A 22,533-nucleotide genomic window follows, 5' to 3' on the forward strand; every position below is an offset into this window, starting at 1 on the left:
TAACCTGGTTAAACGATATAGTTCCACCACTTTTGATCGCTTTGAGAAGAAGCGACCACGTTATCTATAAAAGCCATACCGCGCACTCCGTCTTCCACAGTCGGGTAATCAATAAGCGGATCGGGAGTTTCGTTATTGAGCCGGGCAGATAAGGCCAGAACGAAGTTTTTATAGAGATTCCCGAATGCTTCAAGATAACCTTCGGGGTGACCGCCGGGTGTTCGGGTATTGAACTGCGCAATAGGAGAAAGGTAGCCATTGCCAGTACGGTATACCTGTGCGGGGGCGTCCAGCCATTTAACCAGTAATGTATTAGGCTCCTGCTGGCTCCATTCAAGACCGCCCTTTTCGCCGTAGATGCGTATTTTAAGATTATTTTCCTCCCCTGCTGCCACTTGGGTTGCTATCAATACACCACTGGCTCCTTTATCGAACTTCAGCAGAATGGCCCCGTCATCATCCAGCAACCTGCCGGGGACTACGATGTTAAGATCGGCACAAAGCTTGGTTATTTTCTGTCCCGAAATATACTCGGCTAAATGAGCCGCATGTGTGCCTATATCGCCCATGCAGCCGGCTTTCCCGCTCTTTGAAGGATCCGTTCTCCAGGCAGCTTGTTTATTACCATCGGCTTCACTGAATTGGCTCAACCAACCTTGCGGATACTCTACATAAATTTTCCTGATAGCTCCAAACTTTCCATCCGCGACCATCTTTTTTGCTTCCTTTACCAATGGGTACCCCGAATAGGTATGTGTTAATCCCAGTAAAAGTCCGGTCTCATCAACTTTTGCTTTTAATGCTTTGGCCTGGTCTAAGGTAAGCGTCATGGGTTTGTCGATCATCACATGAAAGCCATGCTCCAGCGCCATCATGGCCGGTTCGAAATGTGCAAAATTGGGGGTAACTATGATCACGAAATGCATACGTTGATCTTCGGGCAATTCACTTTCCTTTTTGATCATTTCTTCATAGCTCCCGTACACCCTGTCTTCAGGTAAAAACAGTTCCTTACCGGATTCTTTAGCTTTCTCAGGATTTTGACTGAGTGCGCCACAGCACAGTTCAATTAATCCATCCATATTTAAAGCAATACGATGTACTGCGCCGATAAATGCGCCTTTACCGCCGCCGATCATACCGGCTCTTAACTTAAATTTCATCTGTTTCTATTTTTATTTTAGCGAGATATTCTTATTAACTGACTTTCGTTCCGCCGGTTGTCACCTTATGCATAACTCCTGTAACAAGTGTTTGTATGCTACGAATATACGTTTTTCAAAATGATGACTGCAGCCCTTCGCAAAATTTCATTTCCTCAAATTATTTCAGCATCTTGCAAGTACCATGAACTTAAAAGCATTTTCTGTATCCAGCCTGGCTTTACTAATAGCTGCTGTTTTATCGTGCAAAAACAAAGAACAAAAGAGTTTACCCGATATTGTGGACAGCACCATGAAAAACGTAGTGGAAACAATAGCGCCTCCCCAAAAAGAAAACCTTAAACCGGTGATCACTTATCATTGGATGAAGAAAAAAGAATGGCAGTCGTTAAAAGATTCTTTTGAGGGCGCCCAACATCTTAATATCCTGAATGCTATTAACCGGGTAGATACCACACATCTTAAAAGGCTGGACAGCATACTGGTGCCGAGCGACTTCTCCAAACCTTTAAGCTTTTACCTTCCGTTTCCCGAAAATATCGACCAGTTAAAAGACGTAAACAAAATCATCCTCTTCTCCTACCCCACGCAGGTTTTTGCAGCTTACGAAAATGGCAAGCTGGTATTAACAGGGCCAACCAACATGGGTAAGAAAAAAACTAAAACACCTGGTGGATTATTCTTCACGAACTGGAAAGCAAAAAAAACAATCAGTACAGTTGACGATGAATGGATATTGAAATGGAATTTCAACGTACACAATAAATGGGGGATTGGATTTCATGAGTATGCTTTACCTGGCTATCCTGCCTCTCATAGCTGTATGCGTTTACTGGGCGCTGACGCGCAGTTTTTATATGGATGGGCGGATCAATGGATCTTAAAAAATGATTACGAACAACTGGCTTATGGTACACCGGTCATTGTATTCGGGCAATATCCTTTTGGCGAACCCCGCCCGTGGTTTAAGGTAACAGAAGATCCCAAAGCTTTAGATATTCCACAAGACACGCTTAGTCATTATATCCAGCCGCATCTGCAGACTATTTTAGAAAGACAACAGCAAAGACAAGCCCTCGGAACGGCTGCGGTTAAAAAATAGTTCTTAACTAAGTCACCGATATGAAAAGAATTTTGTCCCTGTTATCTTTTAGCTTATCGACATTATGTATTAACGCCCAGGAAATAAAAGATATCAACTGGGACCAGGTAAGAAGAAAGTATAATAATGATAGTTCCCGTATGGAACTCAGCCTGAACAATATACTCTTAAACGGCGTCTACAAACAACGTTTTGATGACGGCGGTTACGGACTTTATAATGTAAAAAATGGTATGATCACCGGCGATGTGCTTTGGTACAACGTTGCCGGAAAAGTGTCGGCAAGAATGGGATATAAAAACGGAGTACGTCATGGCAAAAAAGAAAACTACGACGGGCAGGGCAAAATATGGCTGAAAGAAAACTACCTCGATGGCAGGCAGGACGGAATAACAGAGATGATCACTTCCGGCACCACCGCCACTACTTCCTACAAACGGGGCAAAAAAGAAGGGTTGTCGACCCGCTATGTTAACGGTAAAATATCCTCCGAGGAAAATTATAAAAACGGGCTGAAGGATGGCATTTCCAGGACCTATGTGAACGGTGAACTGAATTCAGAAACCAGTTATAAGCAGGATGTAAAAGACGGCATGTCGAGAAATTTTGCCATGGGGCAACCTGTCATGGAAATCATGTACAAGAATGGCAAAAAAAATGGCGTTTTCATTATGTATGCCAATGGGATGAAAACGCAGGACGCTTACTATGTAGACAATAAACAACAGGGACCTTCGCGCATGTATAAACCAGATGGAAGCGTACTGTTTACCAACTATTTTTGGGGCGGTCAAAAAGTAACGAAGGAAGTGTTTGAAAAAAGGAGCCAATAGCTCCTTTTTTGATTAGTGCTGGCCACATCCGCAGCCATGCCCGGTAGTTGCATCATGCCAGGGGAATGCCGTAGCATTTTTATAAAGTTCCCAGGGAAATTTAGTTCGCTTCTTAGGACTGTTACCGATCTCATTCATTTCTTCCGCATCATATAGCCGCCCGTTAGCCATGGTCCATTTTATCGTTTCAGTATTGTAAATATTTTCCAACGGGTTTTTATCCAGAACGATCAGGTCTGCCAGCTTTCCTGGTTCGATAGATCCAAGATTGACATCCAGACCTAAACTTTTGGCCGGATTAATCGTGGCTGTCTTTAAGGCTTCATGCGGCGTCATTCCGCCTTGTGTCATCATCCAGATCTCCCAATGTGCACCTATGCCCTGTATCTGTCCATGAGCGCCCATATTTACCAAGACACCTGCGTCGCTTAAGCGCTTCAGGTTTTTAGATGAAAGCATATGACCGTTCACGTATTCCTCCTCGGGCAGCATCGTACGGTGGCGGCTGCGCGCGTCAATTACTTCACGCGGAGTGAACCGCATGAGCCGCTCTTTCTCCCATACATTGGTATGCTGGTACCAGTAATATTCGCCGCTTACCGAACCATAGTTTACGATCAGTGTAGGTGTATAGGCTGTTTGAGATCTTTTCCACAATTGTATCACGTCATCCTGCAGCACTGCTACAGGCATATTATGTTCGATGGTTGTATGTCCGTCCAGTATCATACTCGTATTATGAAAAAAGAAGGAGCCGCCTTCCGGTACTACTTCCATATGCAACTCCCGGGCTGCCTGTATAATTTGCTGGCGTTGTTCCCGGCGCGGCTGGTTGTAACTTTTTACCGAAAAAGCGCCAAATGCCTTTGTCCGTCTTAGTGCGCTTCGGGCATCATCCAGTGAATTGATCACGGCTTTAAAATCACCATCTGCTCCATACAAAATAGTACCGGTGGAATAAACACGGGGACCTATAAGGGCTCCGGATTTAACCAGCTCCCCGTTGGCAAATACAAATTCACTATTGGCTGAAGGATCATGAATAGTAGTAACACCATAAGCCAAAGCGGCATAATAAGGCCAGTGCTTTTGCGGGGTGATACCGGTTCGGAAATGTCCAGCATGCGCATGTGCATCAATAAAACCCGGAACAATGGTTTTACCTGCCGCATCAATTGTTTTTGCGGAAGAAGGAATATTCACCTCTCCGGTTTTACCTACGGCTTTAATTTTGTTGTCCTCAACTAAAATAGTTCCGTTCTCAATTATTTCATCACCTTTCATGGTAATGATACGCGCGTTAGTGAAAGCAATAGATCCATCAGGCTTGTCCGTTGCTATTTCCAGACCCACTTCTCTGCCCTGCTCCGGCATTTTAAATAAGGAGTCGGGTTTGTGGGCTATAAATTCAAAACGTTCATCCAGGTTGATCGTATAATACTGACTGCCTAAAGTGTAATGCAGTTTCTTGGCATCACTGCTCCAGTGCAGGTTATAGCCTGCATCTTTCGATACCAGTTTCACCGGGAAATCGGAGGAGCTGCCGCTAATTTCAAGGGTCTTTCCTGTTTTGGGAAAAGCGGCCACATAAGCTTTATGCAAATCTGTAAAAGCAATCCATTGCTCATCGGGAGATACCCTGAAATTATTACCATACGTACTTTTCAGCAATACCTTTTCATCCTCACCATTTAATTTACAAGTCGACAAATTGTTACTGCCTGTTTCAAAATAGATCCGGTCGCCGGCAGCATTAAAATAAGGTGTACCTCCCCGCTGAATTACAAACTGCTCACCCGTTCCATCGGCTGACATCAGGTAAATACCCGGCTGGCTGGTATGCGCGGGTCCCAGGGCATCGCTACCGCCCTCTTTGATAAAGATGATCTTTTTACTGTCACTGGAAAAGGATGGCGTACGGAAAATACCTTTTGTTTTAGTAAGTTTTACCGGTCTGGCAACGCCCTCCATATTCATCTTATAGATGGCTCCTGAATTTTCATCATTCCAGGTAGTATACAGCAATTGTTTTCCATCGGCTGAAAAAGAAGGTTCAAATTCAAAATCGGTACCACTGGTCAAACGTTCAGGTTTTCCATCGGGCAATCTTTTCTTCCATAAATAACCAACGGCATTAAATACCAGCCATTTTTCGTCCGGAGCCGTAACAGCCTGCCTGATCACATTTGCCTTGAAATTGATAACGTCAAGATCCTGTTTAAAGCGTACCGCGTCATAGATTCGCTGACTTACATGGCAGGTAAAAGGAACGGGCGTTGCCTTGTTCACTGCATCCGCCTCGACCTTGATGATATTTCCGTTGGCCCAGATGTATATATAACGATCATCAGGAGACCAGGCATAGCCCGTATAAATACCGAATACGGTCCAGGCTTCCTGCTGATCTTTACTTAGCTGATCATACACCGGCCACTCTTCTCCTGTTTCCAGGTTACGGAGGTACAAAACAGATTTAGTACGTACACGTTTTACAAATGAAAGATACTTTCCGTTGTGTGATAGTTGTGGTCGTACGGCTCCTCCTCCGCCACCGGTTACATTCTCTACTCTTCCCTTATCCCGGTCAAACCGGCGGATCATGAATATTTGATTATTGGGATCTTTATTATATTGAAAGTATCCACCGGGATACATATCCTCGCTAAAATATACATAACGCCCGTCTGGCGATACGCAGGGCTCATTGACGTCTTGCTGATCATTTTTACGGGTAGTTAACTGTAACCCGTTACCGCCGGACAAATGATACATCCACATTTCGCCCGCTCCCAACGACCGGCCGGAAGTAAAGTGTTTACGGGCTACCAGGTACTGTCCATCGGGTGTCCATACTGCGTTATTCAGCAGCCTGAAGCTTTCTTTGGTAACAGCCCGTGCGTTTTTACCATCCCTGTCCATTACCCAGATATTATCGCCACCGGCTGCATCAGAAGTAAAAGATATCTTCTTTCCATCAGGACTAAAACGGGGCTGCACCTCAAAAGCATGGCCTCCCCGCAATAATTTTGCGTCACCTCCGGTTGCGGGTATGCTATAGATATCACCCAGCAGATCAAAAATAATTTCTTTACCATCAGGGGAAACGTCGAGGTTCATCCAGGTACCTTCCTTAACAGTAAAAGATACTTCTTTGTAAGGTCCTTCGGGATTAGAAACCTCCCATTTTTTATTATCGGTTTTTGTTTGCGCCCAAACACTAAGGGGCAATGCCGAAAGCAACAGCATTGAGATCAACTTCATATTTGCAACTGATTTTGAACAGGAAAGATAGCAATGCGGGACGGCACTGCAAAATTTTGGCCCTTGCTTAGATTCCTGTCAGGAATGATGTTGCCTCCTATAATATATATTTAAGATTAGCACACTGATATTAATAAGCAGTGATACGGAATTGGAAACAATAATGATATAATCTTCGTCCATAAAGCCGTACCAAACCCATAATGCCAAACCCGTTATCAATATGGCCAGCATCCAGTAAGAGATATCGGACTCCTTTTTTTCGCGTATAATTTTTACGAGCTGGGGAAATAATGACACAGCGGTACATACACTTGCGGCAACGCCTATTATGGTTTGAGTATTCACGGGTTGATAATCTATTATGGTTAGCATTAAAAAGACAATATCTATGCCACCGCTACAGCATATAACAAAAAAACCCGCTTGCGCGAACCTTTAAGCTTTGGCGTCCCAGGCGGGAATTAAATACCGTTGGCAATAATCATTTATTACCAGAAAAAATGTCAAAATCGTGTTGTAATAATAAAATGGCCACTTCTCTGAGGCAGCTCATGTGCCTTTTGAATGCTTTTACACGGTATCAGATTAAAGGCATGAAATTATTTAAGGCTGGCCATTTTGTAAATGCTGTACGCATCACCGGGAACTTTGCAACATATCTAAAGCGATTCGTGCAACGCCCAAATCAATGTCAGCCGTCTCATTATCTTGCGGCTCGTTTAATATCCAGGTAGCCGAGAGACCGCACCAGGCGATAGTCCATTTCAAAAGATGCAGCAGGGGAATATCCGCTTCTTCCGACACAACCTGAAGTTGTTGCTCAAAGCGGCCGGGCGCAAGGGCTATTTCTTTATCAGGGTTGCAGAAAATATTTGCATAGTCGAAAGCCCGTTCCCCCCATAATCGTTTAGGATCAATGGCTAACCAACCTCTATCGCCGGCATAAAGTACATTTTGATGATGTAAATCGCCATGCATCACTACATAATCAGTCTGAGCACCAAGCAAAACCTTGGCTACCTGAGCACACTCGTTGATGATGCCGCCATGCTTAACAGCTCCCGGCCAGAGGTCTTTAAACCATTCGTCCAAAGTGACCAAGTCAAAATCAGGATGACTGCGCCTAGGAGCGTGAAGTTTTTTGGCAACATTACAAAGAATCCTCGTCGCCCCCGAATCCCGTCCCTTGGCAATCATCTCCATTAAAGACAATTCCCCTGAAATCCGCTCCAAAAGCAATGCTTGATGGTCATATTCGTACACTTTTGCAGCTCCTATCCCATTCCACCAATTCATGAGTAAAGCTCCTTTTCTCTCTTCAGCTTCCATCGCAATTTTTAACATCGCGGGCAGGCCTCTATACAGCACCGGCTGCAAAAGACTGCAAGCTGTGTAAAACGCGTCGCCCTCCGGTTTAAGTTTCCACAGCCCGAGATATTCTGTTAAACGTTTTGCCGCTATATCCCTGTCATTTAAGTTCATTGATAAAATTTATTTCTTCCGGCTTACAGCCAGCTAATATTTATGCGTTGTGATCAGGTTCCTGTTAGCGGGGCCTTTTTTTGAGATAATAAACGGTTTCTAAGCCAAATTCGTCATTTTTCCTGAACACCCGGTTAAAGCCGACCTTTAACAGGATACGTTCAGAAGCTTTATTCTCCGGATCAATAGAGGCATAAATATGTTCCAGGTTCAGACTGGAAAATCCAAAGTCTACCAGGTGCCTCGCAATTTCGGTAGCCAGGCCTTTTCCCCAATATGCCGGAACCAGCGCATAGATGAGTTCATTATCCTTAACATCAGCAGAGAATACCAACCCACAATAGCCTATAAAGGCGCCGGTTTCCCTGTCAACTACGCCATACATTCCAAAGCCCTTAGAAGCATAGTTATTTATGGTCACATCAATCCACTTCTGCGTTTGTTTCATTGAAAGCGGCTTTCCATCTCCAACAAATCTCATTAACCGGGGGTCCCCACAAATGGTATACAGCGCCTCAAGATCATTGTGGGTGACCTTCCTTATCAACACCCTGTTAGTTTCGATAATCATCACACATGAGTTTAATTGAATCGATGTTAGACAATATATAAAAATAATTCTCAGAGACCCAAAACAAATCGTAAACAGACAGTCTAAAAATTATAAAAAAATAGTGTTCCAAACTTAGCAATCCTGTTGAGGTAATTACCGGAGAAAGCAAAATATTCTTATTCCCTATTACAATTCCCGGAAGATACCGGCAAAATTAATCACGGAAATTAATTACCGAATTTGCTAAAGGGCGACTGGGCAGGTTTTCTTTAAGATTTGGATTGTTTAAAGAAGACCATCACTTTTTTCCAAAATCGCCGAAGTCGACAAATATACCCTGATAGCTAAATTTCTCAAAACGAAAGGCAATCCTTCGGCACCCAATACCGAGTCGCTGTCTCCCACATGTAAATGAAGGTGTGGTTCTGAAGCGTCGCCGGTAAATCCCACCCTGGCCACTACCTGTCCCTTTTTTACGCGGTCTCCAACTTTGAATCGTATACCTCCGGGTTGCAAATGCTCATAGAATACATATACAACATTTCGCACTTGCAGCGCCAGATAGTTTCCCGAAGCGTCACTCTCTCCGTTTGTAAAATACCCGGAAATTGTTTCACTTTCGCTAAACCCATCCTTCAATGAAACAACGATGGCATCATCTCCTGCTAATACATCCTCTCCATAGCTGTAATAGTTTTTTACAAAATCCTTATTCTGGTGGTACAGCTTTCCTTTATCATCCAGTCGCACGAAGTCGATCGCAAAACGCCCCGGAATTCCTGATTTGCCGTTAACCGTATAGTAGCCCCTTCTATGACCTCTTTTCCATTCGCAATTATAGATGGCGGTCCAGTATTTTCCTTTAAGTGGTGTTGAAAGAACAACAGGCCTTTGTTCTTTAAAACCTGCCTCAATTGTCATTCGACAATCTTTGCTCTGCCCCGTATTGTAGGAAAACATATACCAAAAGCGCTGCCCATCTTTAGGCTTGCCCCAGGGAATGTCAAAGTAATAAATAGTACTGCCTCCAACTGCTAAAGCACTTTTACTATCGTTTGTTAATTTACGCAAGACTTCTCCCCGCGCCTGATACAGCAGTAAACCGTTGTCACTTTCTCCTTATAAAGACACCGCCTCTATGGTAACTTTCCGTTGTTAACGATCCTGACTTCACTAAGAACATAGTTGTTTCCATTTATATTAATGGTACCCGATGTGTGAAATGCAGTTCCTACAATAGCTTTAATATCCTGAGCATGGCAAAACAAGCTCCGATACATTATTGTATATGAGAGAAAAACAACAGTTTGTAACTTCATATCTTACTATTCTGTAAAACAAAATTGCACATTTTTTTTACCCGATCTGATGTTGGGTGGGCCAGGGTCTTCCTTTACCGGTTTCACAATACAGTTTCAAACTATTAAGAAAGATCGCCCAAGTGTAACTACATTCCGCATAGGAAGGACTGTAATCCTTCCAATTTTTATGTTCGAATAGCAGCAAGGTTTTTACTGATAAGCTTCCTTGTTCAAGCTGACCTTTTACTTCAGGATAAGCAGTGATCATAGCAGATTGGTTATGTTGTACCAGTTTGAATGTCAGCGAGGTTCCTATCCATTCTTTATCGCCCTCCAAACAATGCCACTTAACAAAGTCATTAGATATCAACTCAATAATCCTCATTTCTTTTACATAATTGTCCGCAAAAGGAAAACGGGCAATGGTGCCGGTTTCAGGAGTAGCCTCTGTATGAGGAGTCCACCAGGAAGACAACCCTTCTGATGTAGTAAGAGCCTGATAAATCAATTGGGGCAGGGCCTCTATGATCAATGTGTGTCTGATATCTACCATAATTTTGTAGTATTTACATTATTCATGCTTTTTAAAATTTTGCGATACAAAAATAAAACCGATCAGATTGTCACGCTATCAAATTAGGGAGTACTATATTCGTAAAAGGTATTATTTACCTGCTATTGGCGCTTATTGAGTAAAAAAGAGATTAATCCAATTACTGCAAAACCTATCGCCATCGCAATCAAGCCAAATGATAAAAAATAGCTGATAAGTGAGCCAAGCAATGCACCGCCAAGGAAAAAGCAGGTACCATAAAGTGCGGATGCCGTACCAGCATAGTCACCAACGTTATGCATGGCTAAAGAACTGCTATTAGGTTCCACGGCGAGATTAATTCCCAACAATAACGCAATACAGGTGAAGAAAAAATAGAGATCAGGCACAGGCATATAAAAACAAGCCCCCGCCAGCATTATCAGCGCTATTGCCAAATACAGCGATAGTAATCGGGTCAGCGTCTTTTCAGCTCCATAAATGGAAACAAGTTTGGAATTGAGTAATGCGCCTGCGGCCATTATCACGCCAATACATGCAAAGACCCAGGGAAACAGACGCGGACTTCTGTAAATATGGACTATAATAAATTCAGCATTTGAAACATAAGAGGCGATGCCTCCGAATAAAAATGTAGTGATTAAAGTGTAGCGAAGAAACGACCTGTCCCTCATAACAATTTTGAACAAGACGAATTGCCGGGACGCCTTAACACCAGAGCGCTTTCCCACAGGAAGCGTCTCCTTCATTCGAAGCGACCAAAATAGTATCACAATAGCAAATAAAGGCGGTAACATAAAAACAATACGCCAGTTACAAAGCTTCAAAATTGCCAAACCCAGGAATGGAGCAGCAACAGGGGTAAACAAGAAAATGGTAAAAATAAAAGACATTACCTGGGCCATCTTATCACCGTTAAACCGGTCCCGCACCATAGCAATAACGGTCATAAATACCGCAGAAGCGCCGGCACCGGCAATAAAGCGGGCGATTAGCATATACACCAGGTCAGCCGACAGTGCAGCTCCCAGACTTCCAAGTATATAAAGGACGAAGCCAAGGCGAAGTACATATAATCGTCCCAGCCGATCAGACATCGGGCCAAATAAAATTTGAAACAATTGCCCCAAAAAAAATACAGTAACAATGAAAGAGGTGCCTGAAGAACCCGCATCTATTCGAAAATCACGGCGGATGTCGGAAAATGCAGGCAGCATTACATCAATACCTATCGCCGTCAGCATCATACAACAGGCGGATAGTCCTATGAATTCTGAAGACCTCATTTCCTTTTCCTTTTTATGCGACCAAAATTACATTTGGCCACTTGATCCTAAAAGGGCTAAATGGACAATATCAGGGGTAATATAGACATAAACGGTTTTTATGCTGGATGTATCAAACTGTATTTTTAGTGCCGGAGTGTTTAATGAATTGCAGCAGTTTGACAGATGATTTATAAAGGCCGCGGAAAACCCCACTGGGATATTTGCAGAAGCTAAGATTTGAACTGGCAAAAAAATGACCCGGAAGAAACCAATAAGTCCCTACTGGATGTAATCCCGATTGCGGCTATACCGACTAAAAATCGTTCAAGGAGTTGTTTAAAAGGCTGGCTGGTATATCACCGATGGATTATCAGGACCAATATCATGTAAACAGGCTGGAAGAATAAGTAAGATGCGGGAATAAATATTTTTGTCAGGTTAGTAGGGGTAGACATCAACTTAGCTGTAATAATATGAGAGTATAGATATTATTACAAAAAGGTAAAATGTGAAAATAATTATTTCAAAGGCGGACAAGACTGTTATTTCTGAAATTGACGGCATTTCAGGTAACGATTTATCTTCTCAATCGTATACCAGGCTTAAGTACTCCAGTAGTGAAAGTTTTTGGAACAGCCAGGCACATGAAATCAAATATGGAGGAACACATATCGCCAGGCACAACGTAAATGTGCTCGAAGATATATCGCTCAGGACAGTTGATGCACCGAGTGTGGTAAGTCTATTTTTTGTTGAAAAAGGCCTCATTCAGTGCAATCCCGAAAATGCGGGTTCCTGGCAGATCGGCGCTTTACAGCATAACCTGGTCTACAATTCTTACCAGACTCATGAAACTTTTTTTAAACAGCAAAAAGATTTAAAGCTTACCATAGTGAGCTTCGCACCTGAATACTTCATCGAGTTAAGTGAAGGCAGTGATAAAATGAGAGACAAGATTGCTTCGAATGTGTTCAAGGGCAAACATTTTTCCTTAGGGAGTGCACCTAATCTGAGGTTGAACCTACAGATGCTTCAGCTTTTGAACGGATTGGATCAGGCGGGATACAATACTACTGTTGAACGATTGCTGACAGAAGCAAAGGTTTTAGAATTGCTGGCGTTGCAGATAGGACAGCTGGCTAAAGAAGACCCCGTCGTTAGGAATAAAAAGCTTAGCGCTTTGGATATAAAAAAACTGCACGATGTAAAGGATGTTATTTTATCCGATCTATCAGCTGATTTCTCCTTGAATTCGCTGAGCCGGGAGGTCGGGCTAAATGTATACAAATTGAAATTCGGCTTTAAGTATCTTTTTGGTCAACCGGTTTTTCAATTCTTAAAACAAGCCAGGCTGCAGTATGCCGCGCAACAAATCGCAAAAGACATAAAACCTATTGCACAAATAGCTTATGATGCCGGATTTGCTACACCCAGCCACTTTAGTGATGCCTTCAAAAAGCTATATGGCGTTTCGCCTATTAAGTTTCGATAGGACAGATTAATACCTTTTAAGAAACTAAATCTCCTTTTTACGACATATCAGGTACACGGCTAGTATCACTTTTGCCGAAGATTTGAGAAGAACAGGAATGATACTACCTGGTGAATTATTTACCGCACAGTTCACATCGACATAGCAGGCTTTTTATTTATGAAGATAGAAATGGTTTTTAGGTCCGTTAGATACAGATGCGTTTATGCTGGTTTATATGCGGTAAGCCTACTTCCGGTGACCCTACTTTACCAGGTCGCAAATCTTGCTTTTTTTCTTATCTATTACATTATCAGGTATAGAAGAGAAGTTGTGCATTTAAACATGGCCCGTTCCTTTCCAAAACAACGGTACGAGGAAATCAGCATCATCAAAAAGAAATTTTACCGCGGCTTCATGCGCCATTTTGCCGACATTGTAAAAGCTATATCAATTTCTCCTAAAATAATGGATGAGAAAATCGAATTTATCGGATTAGAAATATTAGACGAAGCCATTAACTCGGGAAAAAGTGTAATTGCATCCCTGGGACATTGCAGTAATTGGGAGATGCTACACTTCCTCTCCCATAAGATCAGTCACGAAGTTTATGCAGTGTACAAACCACTCAGTTCGGATGTCATGAACAGGTTAATGATTAAGCTTCGAACTCGTTTTGGCATGAAGGTGATTACTGACAGATCCGTCATACGCCACATCCGATCCAATAATTCACCCCCGGCAGTTTATCTCTTCCTTGCCGACCAATGTCCTCAGGTCAATGACGAAAATTTCAGATACTGTTTTTTAAATCAGGATACCTACTTCTTCTCAGGAATGGAAAAATTGGCTCGTAAAAGTAATTCGGTTGTTGTTTACCTGAACATTAAACAATTGCCGGACCGTAGGTACAAAGTAACCTGCAAGCCCGTCAGCAATCGTACAGATATTGAGTCAGAGGGCGAAATCACCAGGAAGTATGCTGAATTGCTGGAAGAAAATATAAAAGAACAACCCGGCAGTTGGCTTTGGACGCATAAACGATGGAAAAGATAAAACTCATGGATGGTCTGTTGTTAATTATTAGAATTATCTCGGGCATATTAGCCCTCACTTCAATTACATTCATGATGATTTTCTGGGCTTTTTTTAAAACACTTATTGATCAAGATATGGATGGGGCAGAAACAGACGAAGACAGAGGTTTTCACGACGAGGCGCCAGTTCAAACCCTACAATTCGGGGATCCCGGAATTTTTCAATAACAGGAGCACTAACCGCTTCAACGGAACATTTAATCCAAGATCAAAGCCTTCAGGGACTTTGCAAGAGGCGTGAGAGATATGAACTTCTTTCTGTTCCCATTAGCAAAAATCTGTGCCTGGTCCTGCAATCCCTCCCAACTTTTCAACAGGATCCAATATGCCTTCGGAGGGGCTTGAACACCACGCGGTAATCATTGGCTAAAGTGTCACACATGTGCCTCTATTTTTTAAAAATTCAGGTGCTATTCTCCTTTGCGAATCTTCAGGCAAGTCTTTGGGTTAGCGTGTCCGGAACCAAGCACTTATTAACCGGGTCGACACTATTACTTAATAAAATTTCTTATTCTAAAATCCTATTTGTAACCCGACATTAATGACACGCTGGTTCATATATGCATCGCCCGCGGTATTGCTGGTTACCTCAGGGTCTTGTTGGTAAAGATTGTAGTTGGTAAATGTAAACAGATTGTACGCACTGGTATACAGCCTTGCATTATTAATTCCAAAAGGCAAAAGCCTGTTGGGTAACTGGTAGCCCAGATCAACCGTTTTTAAACGCACATACATGGCATTGAGTAGCCAGAAATCGGATAAATAGGATGAAGGGCTGTTGACTGAGCTTGAGTTGGTAGTTAATCGGGGAAACCGCGCATTGGCAGAGTTGGCAGGAGTCCACCTTAACTCGTGTATAGGTTGAAACTGGCTTTGGAAAGGCTCAATACCGGTACCCTGCACGGAAAAGCTATAATTAAAAGACCCCTGAAATAATATATTTAAGCTAATTCCTTTATAGCTGGCACCTAATGTGAGACCGGCGGTCGTATTAGGTAAATTAGGTTTGCCTATAGCAGCCATATCATTTTCGTCGATCACACCATCGTTATTCAGATCTTTGTATTTTAAATCACCAGGTTGTACGGGAACAAACGGCCTGGCGCTGCTCTCAATGTCTGCAGCATCTTTGTAGAATCCGAGATAGGTATAGCCGAATTGCTGGCCAATGGGATATCCTGTACGCAACAACCACGGGAACGCAGGCGTAGCTTCATCCTGGTACAAAATCCTGTTCTTTGCGTAAGAGAACACAGCAGTTACATTATACTGGAAATCCCCGATATGATTGCGATAAGATATCTGGCCGTCAAAACCTGTGTTCAATACTTCACCCATATTGAACCTGGCTGTACCTATACCCAATATCTGCGAGATTGACCCCCTTGAAATAAGCTGATGGTACCTGATATCCCTGAAATAATCAACAGTCATCGATATTTTGTCGTCGAACAGATTCAGGTCTAATCCTATATCCAGCTTTCTGGCTTTTTCCCAGGTTACGTTGTTATTACCCAAATCCCCTTCCAGAACTGATGGGTAGCCAATAACGCTGCTTTCACCAAAAGGGTAACCCGGCCCTTCATTATATTGCTGATTATACAGGTAGCGGTTTCCAAATACATGGTCAGACCCAACCACCCCATAGGAACCACGTAGCTTTAAGAGATTAACGCCTTTTATATTAAAAAAACGTTCCTTATTAATGTTCCATCCCAATCCAATAGCCGGGAAAACTCCGTAACGCCGGTCAGACCGAAACCTGTCTGATCCGTTATAACCCAGATTAAAATCGAGTAGATATCGTTGCAGGTAATCGTAGCCTAATTTAAAACTATAACCCTGAAACTTATTGGGAACTGAAGCAGCGTGTTGATCTGTAAAACTTTGGCGGTTGAACAATAATAATGAAGTAAAATGATGCTCTTTAAATGTTCTGTCATAATTCAAAAAGCCCTGGAGGTTGATATTTTTATTGTAGTCATCGGTATCCCCTACCAGCGTATATCCCGAAAGCTGGTACTGACCACGCGGGTCCAGCGTGTATGTTTCATCAACCGGATTATAGTAATAAGACGGTGGAGAATAACCTTCTAAAACACCTCCTCTGAATAACTGGCGGGATGCCAGTTCCGTACTGGCATAAGCAAGGCGACCGCTAAAAGACAGCCCGGGAGTAATCATGTCCAGCTTTTCTACAAAACCAAACAATACATTCAGGTCGCTTCTTTTATCTCGCTGATAGCCACTGTTGGCGAGGCGGGCATTGAGGGTAGACAGATTGCCGGGGTTATATCTGTCATAGGCGTAACTTCCATTGGGGTTTAGGAAAGGCGCAGAATAGGGCCGTATTTTTTTGAAGTTGTAGATTTCAGAAACGATATTCTGCGCATGAGGCTGATTTACATCTCCAAACCGGGCGGTTACGTCCAGGCGAACCGAGAGACTTTTTGAGGCTTTTATATCCAGATTACTTCTAAAATTATAGCGGCGAAAGTAATAGTTATTGTTCAGCTCGTTTCGCGGATCAGAAAAATCCTTTAGTGCTCCGTTTTGTAAAAAACCGCCCCCGGATACGAAGTATTTTACTACGTCGTTTCCTCCCGACACATCAACATTGGCGTTAGTTTGCAGCGAATATGGCTTAAAAATTGCCTTATACCAGTTTACATTGGGATGCCCGTAAGGATCATCGCCGGTTCTAAAGTGTTCCACATCTTCCTTCGAAAAAGGAGGGTTCAACCCATCATTTGTATAGGCTTCATTTTCGAGCAGCACGCTACGATAGGAATCAAGAAATTTCAGTTTACGAACAGGACTCTGTAACCCGCCCTCCAACCTTGCATTAATTTTGGGCCTGCCCGATACACCCCGCCGGGTAGTTACAATCAATACGCCATTGGCCCCTTTAATTCCATAAATGGCCGTAGTGGAAGCGTCTTTCAAAATGGAAATATTTTCTATTTCATTTACATTTATTTGCGCCAGCTGTTCATACGTAAATTCGATATCGTCTACAATAATCAATGGTTTATTACCATCGGGGTTAAGAGAACTTATACCCCTGATAAAGAAATCGGAGGCATCTCTTCCGGGCTGCCCCGACCGTTGCTGGGAAAAAAAGCCCGGTAGCCGACCTGTAAGAGCATTCTGTACATTGGCTGTGGGCACGGTTCGGATCGCATCGGCCGATATAGAGCTGGTAGCTCCCGTATTAGTTACACGTTTCCTGGTACCATATCCCACTACGACCACTTCGTCCATACCAAGCTGGCTGGGCTGCAGTATGATATCCAGTTCTTCGCCCTCTTTTGCCGGTGCCTCAAATGTCAGGTAACCAACGAGCGTAAAAACAAGAACACTGTTATCGGCCACCGAAATGGAAAATCTCCCTTCCCGGTCTGTAGTGGTGCCTCCTTTCAATCCTTTTATTGTTACAGAAACACCTTCCAATGGCCCTGTATCGTTCTTAACAGTGCCTGATACCATTTTTGTCTGGGCAAACACTGTTATTGAAAAAAACATATAAAGCAGTAAAAAATATATTCGATGCATATAAAGCAATTAAAGCAGTTTACTAATTAAATTTCCACTTAGAACTATCGCCAACCAGGATTTTGAACCATCTCAGGATTTTTAACTACTTCGTCATACGGAATAGGATACAAGTATTGCCTTGTCTTAAACACTGGTGTAAACACCTCTACCCTGCTATAAGTTAGTCTGCCCGAAGAGCCCCTGGTAATACTCATCCCGTGCAATGGTGTATTTGCAACCGTTTCGGCAGTTTTCCATCGTCGGATATCCCAAAACCGGTGCTCCTCAAAAGCCAACTCTATACGCCGCTCATTCCGGATGGCTTCACGCATTTCTTCCTGGGTCATGCCCGGCTTCAGCCCGTACATTTCATCAGCTCCCGCCTCAATACCAGCGCGCTTTCTCAGCTGCTTCAGTACCTGGTACACTTCTTCATCAGGACCGGTAAATTCATTTTGCGCTTCAGCAAAATTCAGGAGCACTTCAGCATAGCGAAAAAGAATAAAATCGTGGTATACACTTGCGAAATTGTTAGTAGCTTCAAAAGCTCCCAGAAATTTCCTCATATAGTACCCGGTTCTTGTTTCAACATTCAATGTCCCGGGATGGCTTCTGCCTCCTTCAAAAGTTTCAAGCGAGGTATTCAGCCATTGATGTCCGTTGTAAAAAATGCTCATATCAAGGCGGGGATCCCTGTTGTTATAGGGGTTGCCAAAATCGTAGCCTGAGTTAGGATCATTAATCTTAAGACCATTTTTCATAGGAAAGGCATCTACGAGTTCCTGCGTGGGACTTGTAATACCGTTTGCTGTACCCGGAGAATATCCAACCGGTGCATTACTTACTTCCAGATTTGTGCTTTGGCTTTCTGCTCTTACAAAAATCACTTCTTTATTGGTTTTTCCGCCCATACCATCGACCGTAATAAAGATGTCGGAGAAGGTTGCCGGAACCAGGTCATATTCATTTCGGGTCATCAATTCTTTGGCAGCATCTGCAGCAAGCTTCCATCGGTTAGCAGCAAAATCAGTGTATCCTGTCTTATCGTTACCGGCGTCTATGTTACCGCCATTGAACAGGGGACTTGCGGCATATAATAACACCTTCGCTTTTAAAGCCAGGCAGGCCCCTTTGGTAACCGAGTGGTATTCGCCGGTTGCTTTGGTTTGCGCGATGGTTCTCAGGCTGTCTTTTATATGGTCGCATTCACTTACAATATAATCAACACATTCTTTAAACGAATTACGTGGCAATTGAACATTATCATCTAGGGTTCGAATATCATTACCTAAAAGAGGTACACCACCATAACGCTTTAAAAGTTCAAAATACAATAACGCCCTGATAAATCTGGCTTCTGCTTTGTAAGCATGCTTTTTTAGAAAGCCCGGCACAACCGTTTTTTTTATGGGAACAATATCAATATTGGAAATAAAAATAGTTGCCTTCCTGATGCCCGAGTAGCCGGTAGCCCAAAAGTTTTCGCCACCCGGAAAAGCTGCAGATGTATACCCCCCGGTTGCCAGGCGAAATACATCGTTGCTTCCCGTGGCAGATGAAATCGCATCATCAGAAGCCGCGTCCAGCAAGTCGGATGCTACCCGATTAAAACCTTTCGGAACGGTATTATAAATACCGCTCAGAAAGCGCTCTGCATTTACACCCAGCGAATCATCTTTATCGAAAATATACTCTATGGTATTTAATTCCAAAGGGATCTTCTCTATATTTTTTGCGCAAGAAACTGCTATCAGCGAAATAGCCAGCAAGGTTTTATAGGGAATGTTTTTTATCATATCTTTTATTTATCAGGTCTCCTAAAATTTGATGTTGATACCCATATTATAAACCTTCTGAATGGGATAAGCCCCATAACCCACTTCAGGGTCTACCCGGTCGTATGCCGCCCAGGTGAAGAGGTTTTGCGCATTAGCAAATGCAGTAATAGCCGACACTTTGAAGCGTGAAGTCCAGCTGAAAGGAAAAGTGTATTGCAGATTGACATTTTTAATGCGCCAATAATCGCCGGAATGCATCCAGAAAGTACTGCTGCTTAAAGAATAGCCATCACCGAAACCACCATTTGCCTTTAGTCGCGGGTAGCTGGCTATAGCGGCTGTTTCCGGTGTCCACCTGTTTAATAGATGTTCATACATCTGGCCGTAAACCTGTCCGTTGGCCCTTAGAATTTCTGTGTTCCAGTTATCGATATATAAATCCCTGTTCTTAACACCCTGCAGCAGGATGCTAAAGCCCAGCCCTTTATAATTAAACCCTGTTGTAAGCCCATAATACAATAAAGGCTTATCGGTTCCGATGGCCGTCTGATCAAACTGATCGATCATGCCGTCACCATTCAAATCTTTAAATTTGATATCCCCCGCCTTTATTTCATACCCGGCAATCACCGCGCCTGATTGCGCTTCTTCATCAGTTTGAAAAAAACCATCGGCTATATAGCCAAATCTTGTATTAACAGGCTTTCCTGTGGCCACATTCCAGGGATAGTCCCGCTGCTGTTCATCCATAAAAAGCACCCTGTTCTTTTCAAGAGAGCCGTTAGCGGTAAAGAAATAATTAAATGCAGCTATATTGTTTTGATAGGTAATCTGCAACTCCCCGCCGGTGTACAAATTCTTTCCCATATTCTCCCAGGGATAGCCGGTGCCTATCAGCGCTATGCTTTTGCCCCTGATCTGCAACAGATCGGAGTATACATCGCGATAAAAATCTGCATTCAGCGACAAATGATTTTTAAATAGTGCAACATCAAGCCCGGCGTTGAATTTATTGCCCTTTTCCCAGGTGATACCCGTATTAGCCAACCCGTTTTCTGCAACTGCTATCTGGGCTCTTACGTGGTCGATACCTGCAATACCTGTTTGATCATTACTCGACGCATAGGTTTGTCTCCAGGTAAAGTAGCCCGAGTTGTCGACACCACTGCCGGTTCGGGCATAAGTAGCTCTCAATTTCAGGAGATCAATCCAGGTCGCATTGTTTTTAATGAAATTTTCTTTAGCGATATTCCAGCCTGCACCCGCAGCATAGAACAACCCGAACTGCTGACCCGGAGGATATCTGTCGTACCCACTGTAATTAAGCGCACCCTCCAGCATGTACTTCTCCATGTAATTATACTGCAGCTTTGCCATGTAATTGGTAGCCGTACCGGGCAAATCAAAATTGAGCGTAACCCGCCTGGAGTCAGCCATAACAGATCCGGTAAAAGAATGCTGGTTAATTATTTTAGAATATCCTAATTCGCCCTGGGCATACCAGTATCTTGCATTTGAAACCGCATAAAAATTATTTACCTGTGCGTTAGCGCTCCCATACCTTGCATAAGTGGTATCTCCGTTGTCACCTCCTACCTGCATCAGGTAGACAGGCACCCGCATACTTCTGTCGGTTATAGTAGCCGACTGTACGGAGAGATTACCCTTTAATTTTACCCACAGACCTTTCGTCCACTTATCAAAACTATATTTCATGTCAACATTAGCCATGATATCCCGGTCGGTGTTCATCATGTAACCCGAATTATCAAGCATGGATCTTAAATTTTGCTGGAAGGAATTATTCCCTCCAAACGAGCCGTCGGGATTGTAAACTGGGTAGGCATTATTTGGGGTTGTTAGCAGGTTGCCTAATATAGAACCAACAGTGGCTCCCGGTTGATTGCCATCCTGTATGCGTCCAAACAACTGTACTCCAATGTTAAAGTATTTGGTAACATCGATATCGACCTTTGAGTTAATCAAATAACGCTCCAGCTGAAGCTTAGCATCGGGGTTCTGAACATTCAGCAGCCCCTCCTGGTTCATGTAGCTTAGAGATACCATATACCGGGCTACTTTGCTACCGCCACCAAGATTCAGATTGTAGCGGTACAGCGGAGCGCTTTTTTTGATCACCTGGTCGTACCAGTTAACATTAGGATACCGGTAAGCATTCGCGCCACTTTTAAACCCTTCCAGATCCCCTACGGTATACAAAGTTTTACGTCCCTCATTTTGCAGGGCTTCATTTACCAGGTAAGCATAGTTAAATGCATCCAGCGGTTGGGGTTGGCTAAGCGGTTGCTGGGTACCTACTTCAGCGGTAAAAGAAAACTGTGGCGGCCCCATCCGGGGTTTTTTGGTGGTTACCAGCAACAGCCCTCTCGAACTTCTTTGCCCCAAAGCAATTGCCGAAAGACCGTCTTTTAAAACGGATACACTTTCGATGCTCTGAGGATCGAGTGAAAAAATATTACGCTGGATACCATCTACCACCACTACCGAATTCTGTCCTCTCAGCTTTAAAGAAATTTCATTATTATCGCTAAACGGCTCTAAACCGGTTCTGGCCAGGGTTCCCGCAAGATCTGATACCGAGTTAGCATCTGACGTACCTGAAAAAGTGCGGTAGCCCTGAATCTGCTCTGTATATAAACCCGCAAGACGACCCGTAAGCGCGTAGGGATACAATGTAGCCGGCGTTGTAGAGAGTTGTGGCGTATGTACCGTAGCCGCCGCACCTAAAAAGAGTTCCTTCTTTTGCCGGCCGTACAGCACATCTAGACTATCGCTTTTAACCAGGTAACGGTTTTGCAGCCGCAATACTATGTCATCTGCAGACCCTGATACATTGTAAATGGCGGCGTCAATTGAAGTACCGGAAAAATAAAGTGTAGCAGGAACACTTACATTTATTTCAAAAATGCCATCTTCATTGCTCTCTACGGTTTTGTGGCTGCCTTTGTCTTCGACGCGTATCTTTTCCAAAGGGTGCCCAAATTCATCCAATACCTTCCCTCTGAGCATTTTACCGGCTTGGGCACAGCATATATTGTACATTAAAAGAACGATCAAAAAACTGCTGGTTCTTTTAAACAACGTACTTATTAAAAGCATAAATATTTCGT

General features: G+C 43.2%; 16 protein-coding genes. 5 read left to right on the top strand and 11 right to left on the bottom strand.

Annotated elements, in window-relative coordinates; all coding sequences use genetic code 11:
- Positions 1 to 8: 8 nt before the first annotated feature.
- Positions 9 to 1,163 (bottom strand): Gfo/Idh/MocA family protein, encoded by a 1,155-nt coding sequence (locus U0035_RS05835; RefSeq protein WP_114789087.1) that lies wholly within the window; start codon positions 1,161 to 1,163, stop codon positions 9 to 11.
- A gap of 184 nt (positions 1,164 to 1,347) precedes the next feature.
- Between U0035_RS05835 and U0035_RS05840 the strand changes: the two genes are divergently transcribed.
- The gene (locus U0035_RS05840) at positions 1,348 to 2,265 is read left to right on the top strand and encodes a L,D-transpeptidase (RefSeq protein WP_114789088.1); all 918 of its coding nucleotides are present in this window, start codon (positions 1,348 to 1,350) and stop codon (positions 2,263 to 2,265) included.
- A 20-nt stretch (positions 2,266 to 2,285) separates the two neighbouring features.
- On the top strand, positions 2,286 to 3,098 hold the full coding sequence (locus tag U0035_RS05845; RefSeq protein ID WP_114789089.1) for a toxin-antitoxin system YwqK family antitoxin: 813 nt from the start codon (positions 2,286 to 2,288) through the stop codon (positions 3,096 to 3,098).
- Between the two features lie 12 nt (positions 3,099 to 3,110).
- Here the strand turns inward: U0035_RS05845 and U0035_RS05850 are convergent, their stop codons facing one another.
- The 7 genes from U0035_RS05850 to U0035_RS05875 all read right to left on the bottom strand — a co-directional run bounded on the left by U0035_RS05850 (position 3,111) and on the right by U0035_RS05875 (position 11,537).
- Positions 3,111 to 6,359, bottom strand: a complete 3,249-nt coding sequence (locus tag U0035_RS05850; RefSeq protein ID WP_211316328.1) for an amidohydrolase family protein — start codon at positions 6,357 to 6,359, stop codon at positions 3,111 to 3,113.
- A gap of 78 nt (positions 6,360 to 6,437) precedes the next feature.
- Positions 6,438 to 6,734 (bottom strand): SemiSWEET family sugar transporter, encoded by a 297-nt coding sequence (locus U0035_RS22910; protein WP_114789090.1) that lies wholly within the window; start codon positions 6,732 to 6,734, stop codon positions 6,438 to 6,440.
- 264 nt (positions 6,735 to 6,998) lie between these two features.
- A complete protein-coding gene (locus tag U0035_RS05855; protein WP_114789091.1) occupies positions 6,999 to 7,844 on the bottom strand; it encodes an aminoglycoside phosphotransferase family protein in 846 nt (281 codons plus the stop codon).
- 64 nt (positions 7,845 to 7,908) lie between these two features.
- Positions 7,909 to 8,415: a GNAT family N-acetyltransferase gene (locus tag U0035_RS05860; protein ID WP_114789092.1), complete on the bottom strand. Its 507-nt coding sequence runs from the start codon at positions 8,413 to 8,415 to the stop codon at positions 7,909 to 7,911.
- Positions 8,416 to 8,682: 267 nt separating this feature from the next.
- Positions 8,683 to 9,318, bottom strand: coding sequence for a M23 family metallopeptidase (locus U0035_RS05865; protein ID WP_162817735.1), 636 nt, complete (start codon positions 9,316 to 9,318; stop codon positions 8,683 to 8,685).
- A gap of 435 nt (positions 9,319 to 9,753) precedes the next feature.
- Positions 9,754 to 10,251 carry an SRPBCC family protein gene (locus U0035_RS05870; RefSeq protein ID WP_114789094.1) on the bottom strand — a complete coding sequence of 166 codons (498 nt, stop codon included), beginning with the start codon at positions 10,249 to 10,251 and terminating at the stop codon, positions 9,754 to 9,756.
- Positions 10,252 to 10,373: 122 nt separating this feature from the next.
- Positions 10,374 to 11,537 (bottom strand): MFS transporter, encoded by a 1,164-nt coding sequence (locus tag U0035_RS05875; protein ID WP_114789095.1) that lies wholly within the window; start codon positions 11,535 to 11,537, stop codon positions 10,374 to 10,376.
- Positions 11,538 to 12,027: 490 nt separating this feature from the next.
- Between U0035_RS05875 and U0035_RS05880 the strand changes: the two genes are divergently transcribed.
- The 3 genes from U0035_RS05880 to U0035_RS05890 all read left to right on the top strand — a co-directional run bounded on the left by U0035_RS05880 (position 12,028) and on the right by U0035_RS05890 (position 14,255).
- Entirely contained in the window at positions 12,028 to 13,011 is a 984-nt protein-coding gene (locus U0035_RS05880; RefSeq protein ID WP_114789096.1) for a helix-turn-helix domain-containing protein, read from the top strand.
- A gap of 171 nt (positions 13,012 to 13,182) precedes the next feature.
- Positions 13,183 to 14,046, top strand: a complete 864-nt coding sequence (locus tag U0035_RS05885) for a lysophospholipid acyltransferase family protein (RefSeq protein ID WP_245957625.1) — start codon at positions 13,183 to 13,185, stop codon at positions 14,044 to 14,046.
- Positions 14,034 to 14,255 carry a hypothetical protein gene (locus U0035_RS05890; RefSeq protein WP_114789098.1) on the top strand — a complete coding sequence of 74 codons (222 nt, stop codon included), beginning with the start codon at positions 14,034 to 14,036 and terminating at the stop codon, positions 14,253 to 14,255. The genes U0035_RS05885 and U0035_RS05890 overlap by 13 nt, the downstream gene beginning before the upstream one ends.
- A gap of 345 nt (positions 14,256 to 14,600) precedes the next feature.
- Here the strand turns inward: U0035_RS05890 and U0035_RS05895 are convergent, their stop codons facing one another.
- From U0035_RS05895 to U0035_RS05905, 3 genes are read right to left on the bottom strand one after another with little or no spacing between them, the layout of a single operon-like run.
- Complete coding sequence (locus tag U0035_RS05895) at positions 14,601 to 17,642, bottom strand: SusC/RagA family TonB-linked outer membrane protein (protein ID WP_114789099.1); 3,042 nt, start codon at positions 17,640 to 17,642, stop codon at positions 14,601 to 14,603.
- 44 nt (positions 17,643 to 17,686) lie between these two features.
- On the bottom strand, positions 17,687 to 19,420 hold the full coding sequence (locus U0035_RS05900; protein WP_114789100.1) for a RagB/SusD family nutrient uptake outer membrane protein: 1,734 nt from the start codon (positions 19,418 to 19,420) through the stop codon (positions 17,687 to 17,689).
- Between the two features lie 21 nt (positions 19,421 to 19,441).
- Positions 19,442 to 22,522, bottom strand: a complete 3,081-nt coding sequence (locus U0035_RS05905; RefSeq protein ID WP_114789101.1) for a SusC/RagA family TonB-linked outer membrane protein — start codon at positions 22,520 to 22,522, stop codon at positions 19,442 to 19,444.
- Positions 22,523 to 22,533 lie beyond the last annotated feature (11 nt).

Origin of the sequence: Niabella yanshanensis, assembly GCF_034424215.1 — a bacterium.
Lineage (GTDB): Bacteria > Bacteroidota > Bacteroidia > Chitinophagales > Chitinophagaceae > Niabella > Niabella yanshanensis.

Coding starts and splice junctions, on each gene's coding strand:
- U0035_RS22910 (WP_114789090.1), bottom strand. CDS start 6,734: ATGCTAACCATAATAGATTATCAACCCGTGAATACTCAAACCATAATA.
- U0035_RS05900 (WP_114789100.1), bottom strand. CDS start 19,420: ATGATAAAAAACATTCCCTATAAAACCTTGCTGGCTATTTCGCTGATA.
- U0035_RS05895 (WP_114789099.1), bottom strand. CDS start 17,642: ATGCATCGAATATATTTTTTACTGCTTTATATGTTTTTTTCAATAACA.
- U0035_RS05835 (WP_114789087.1), bottom strand. CDS start 1,163: ATGAAATTTAAGTTAAGAGCCGGTATGATCGGCGGCGGTAAAGGCGCA.
- U0035_RS05875 (WP_114789095.1), bottom strand. CDS start 11,537: ATGAGGTCTTCAGAATTCATAGGACTATCCGCCTGTTGTATGATGCTG.
- U0035_RS05890 (WP_114789098.1), top strand. CDS start 14,034: ATGGAAAAGATAAAACTCATGGATGGTCTGTTGTTAATTATTAGAATT.
- U0035_RS05865 (WP_162817735.1), bottom strand. CDS start 9,318: ATGACAATTGAGGCAGGTTTTAAAGAACAAAGGCCTGTTGTTCTTTCA.
- U0035_RS05885 (WP_245957625.1), top strand. CDS start 13,183: ATGGTTTTTAGGTCCGTTAGATACAGATGCGTTTATGCTGGTTTATAT.
- U0035_RS05855 (WP_114789091.1), bottom strand. CDS start 7,844: ATGAACTTAAATGACAGGGATATAGCGGCAAAACGTTTAACAGAATAT.
- U0035_RS05845 (WP_114789089.1), top strand. CDS start 2,286: ATGAAAAGAATTTTGTCCCTGTTATCTTTTAGCTTATCGACATTATGT.
- U0035_RS05860 (WP_114789092.1), bottom strand. CDS start 8,415: ATGATTATCGAAACTAACAGGGTGTTGATAAGGAAGGTCACCCACAAT.
- U0035_RS05850 (WP_211316328.1), bottom strand. CDS start 6,359: ATGAAGTTGATCTCAATGCTGTTGCTTTCGGCATTGCCCCTTAGTGTT.
- U0035_RS05905 (WP_114789101.1), bottom strand. CDS start 22,522: ATGCTTTTAATAAGTACGTTGTTTAAAAGAACCAGCAGTTTTTTGATC.
- U0035_RS05870 (WP_114789094.1), bottom strand. CDS start 10,251: ATGGTAGATATCAGACACACATTGATCATAGAGGCCCTGCCCCAATTG.
- U0035_RS05840 (WP_114789088.1), top strand. CDS start 1,348: ATGAACTTAAAAGCATTTTCTGTATCCAGCCTGGCTTTACTAATAGCT.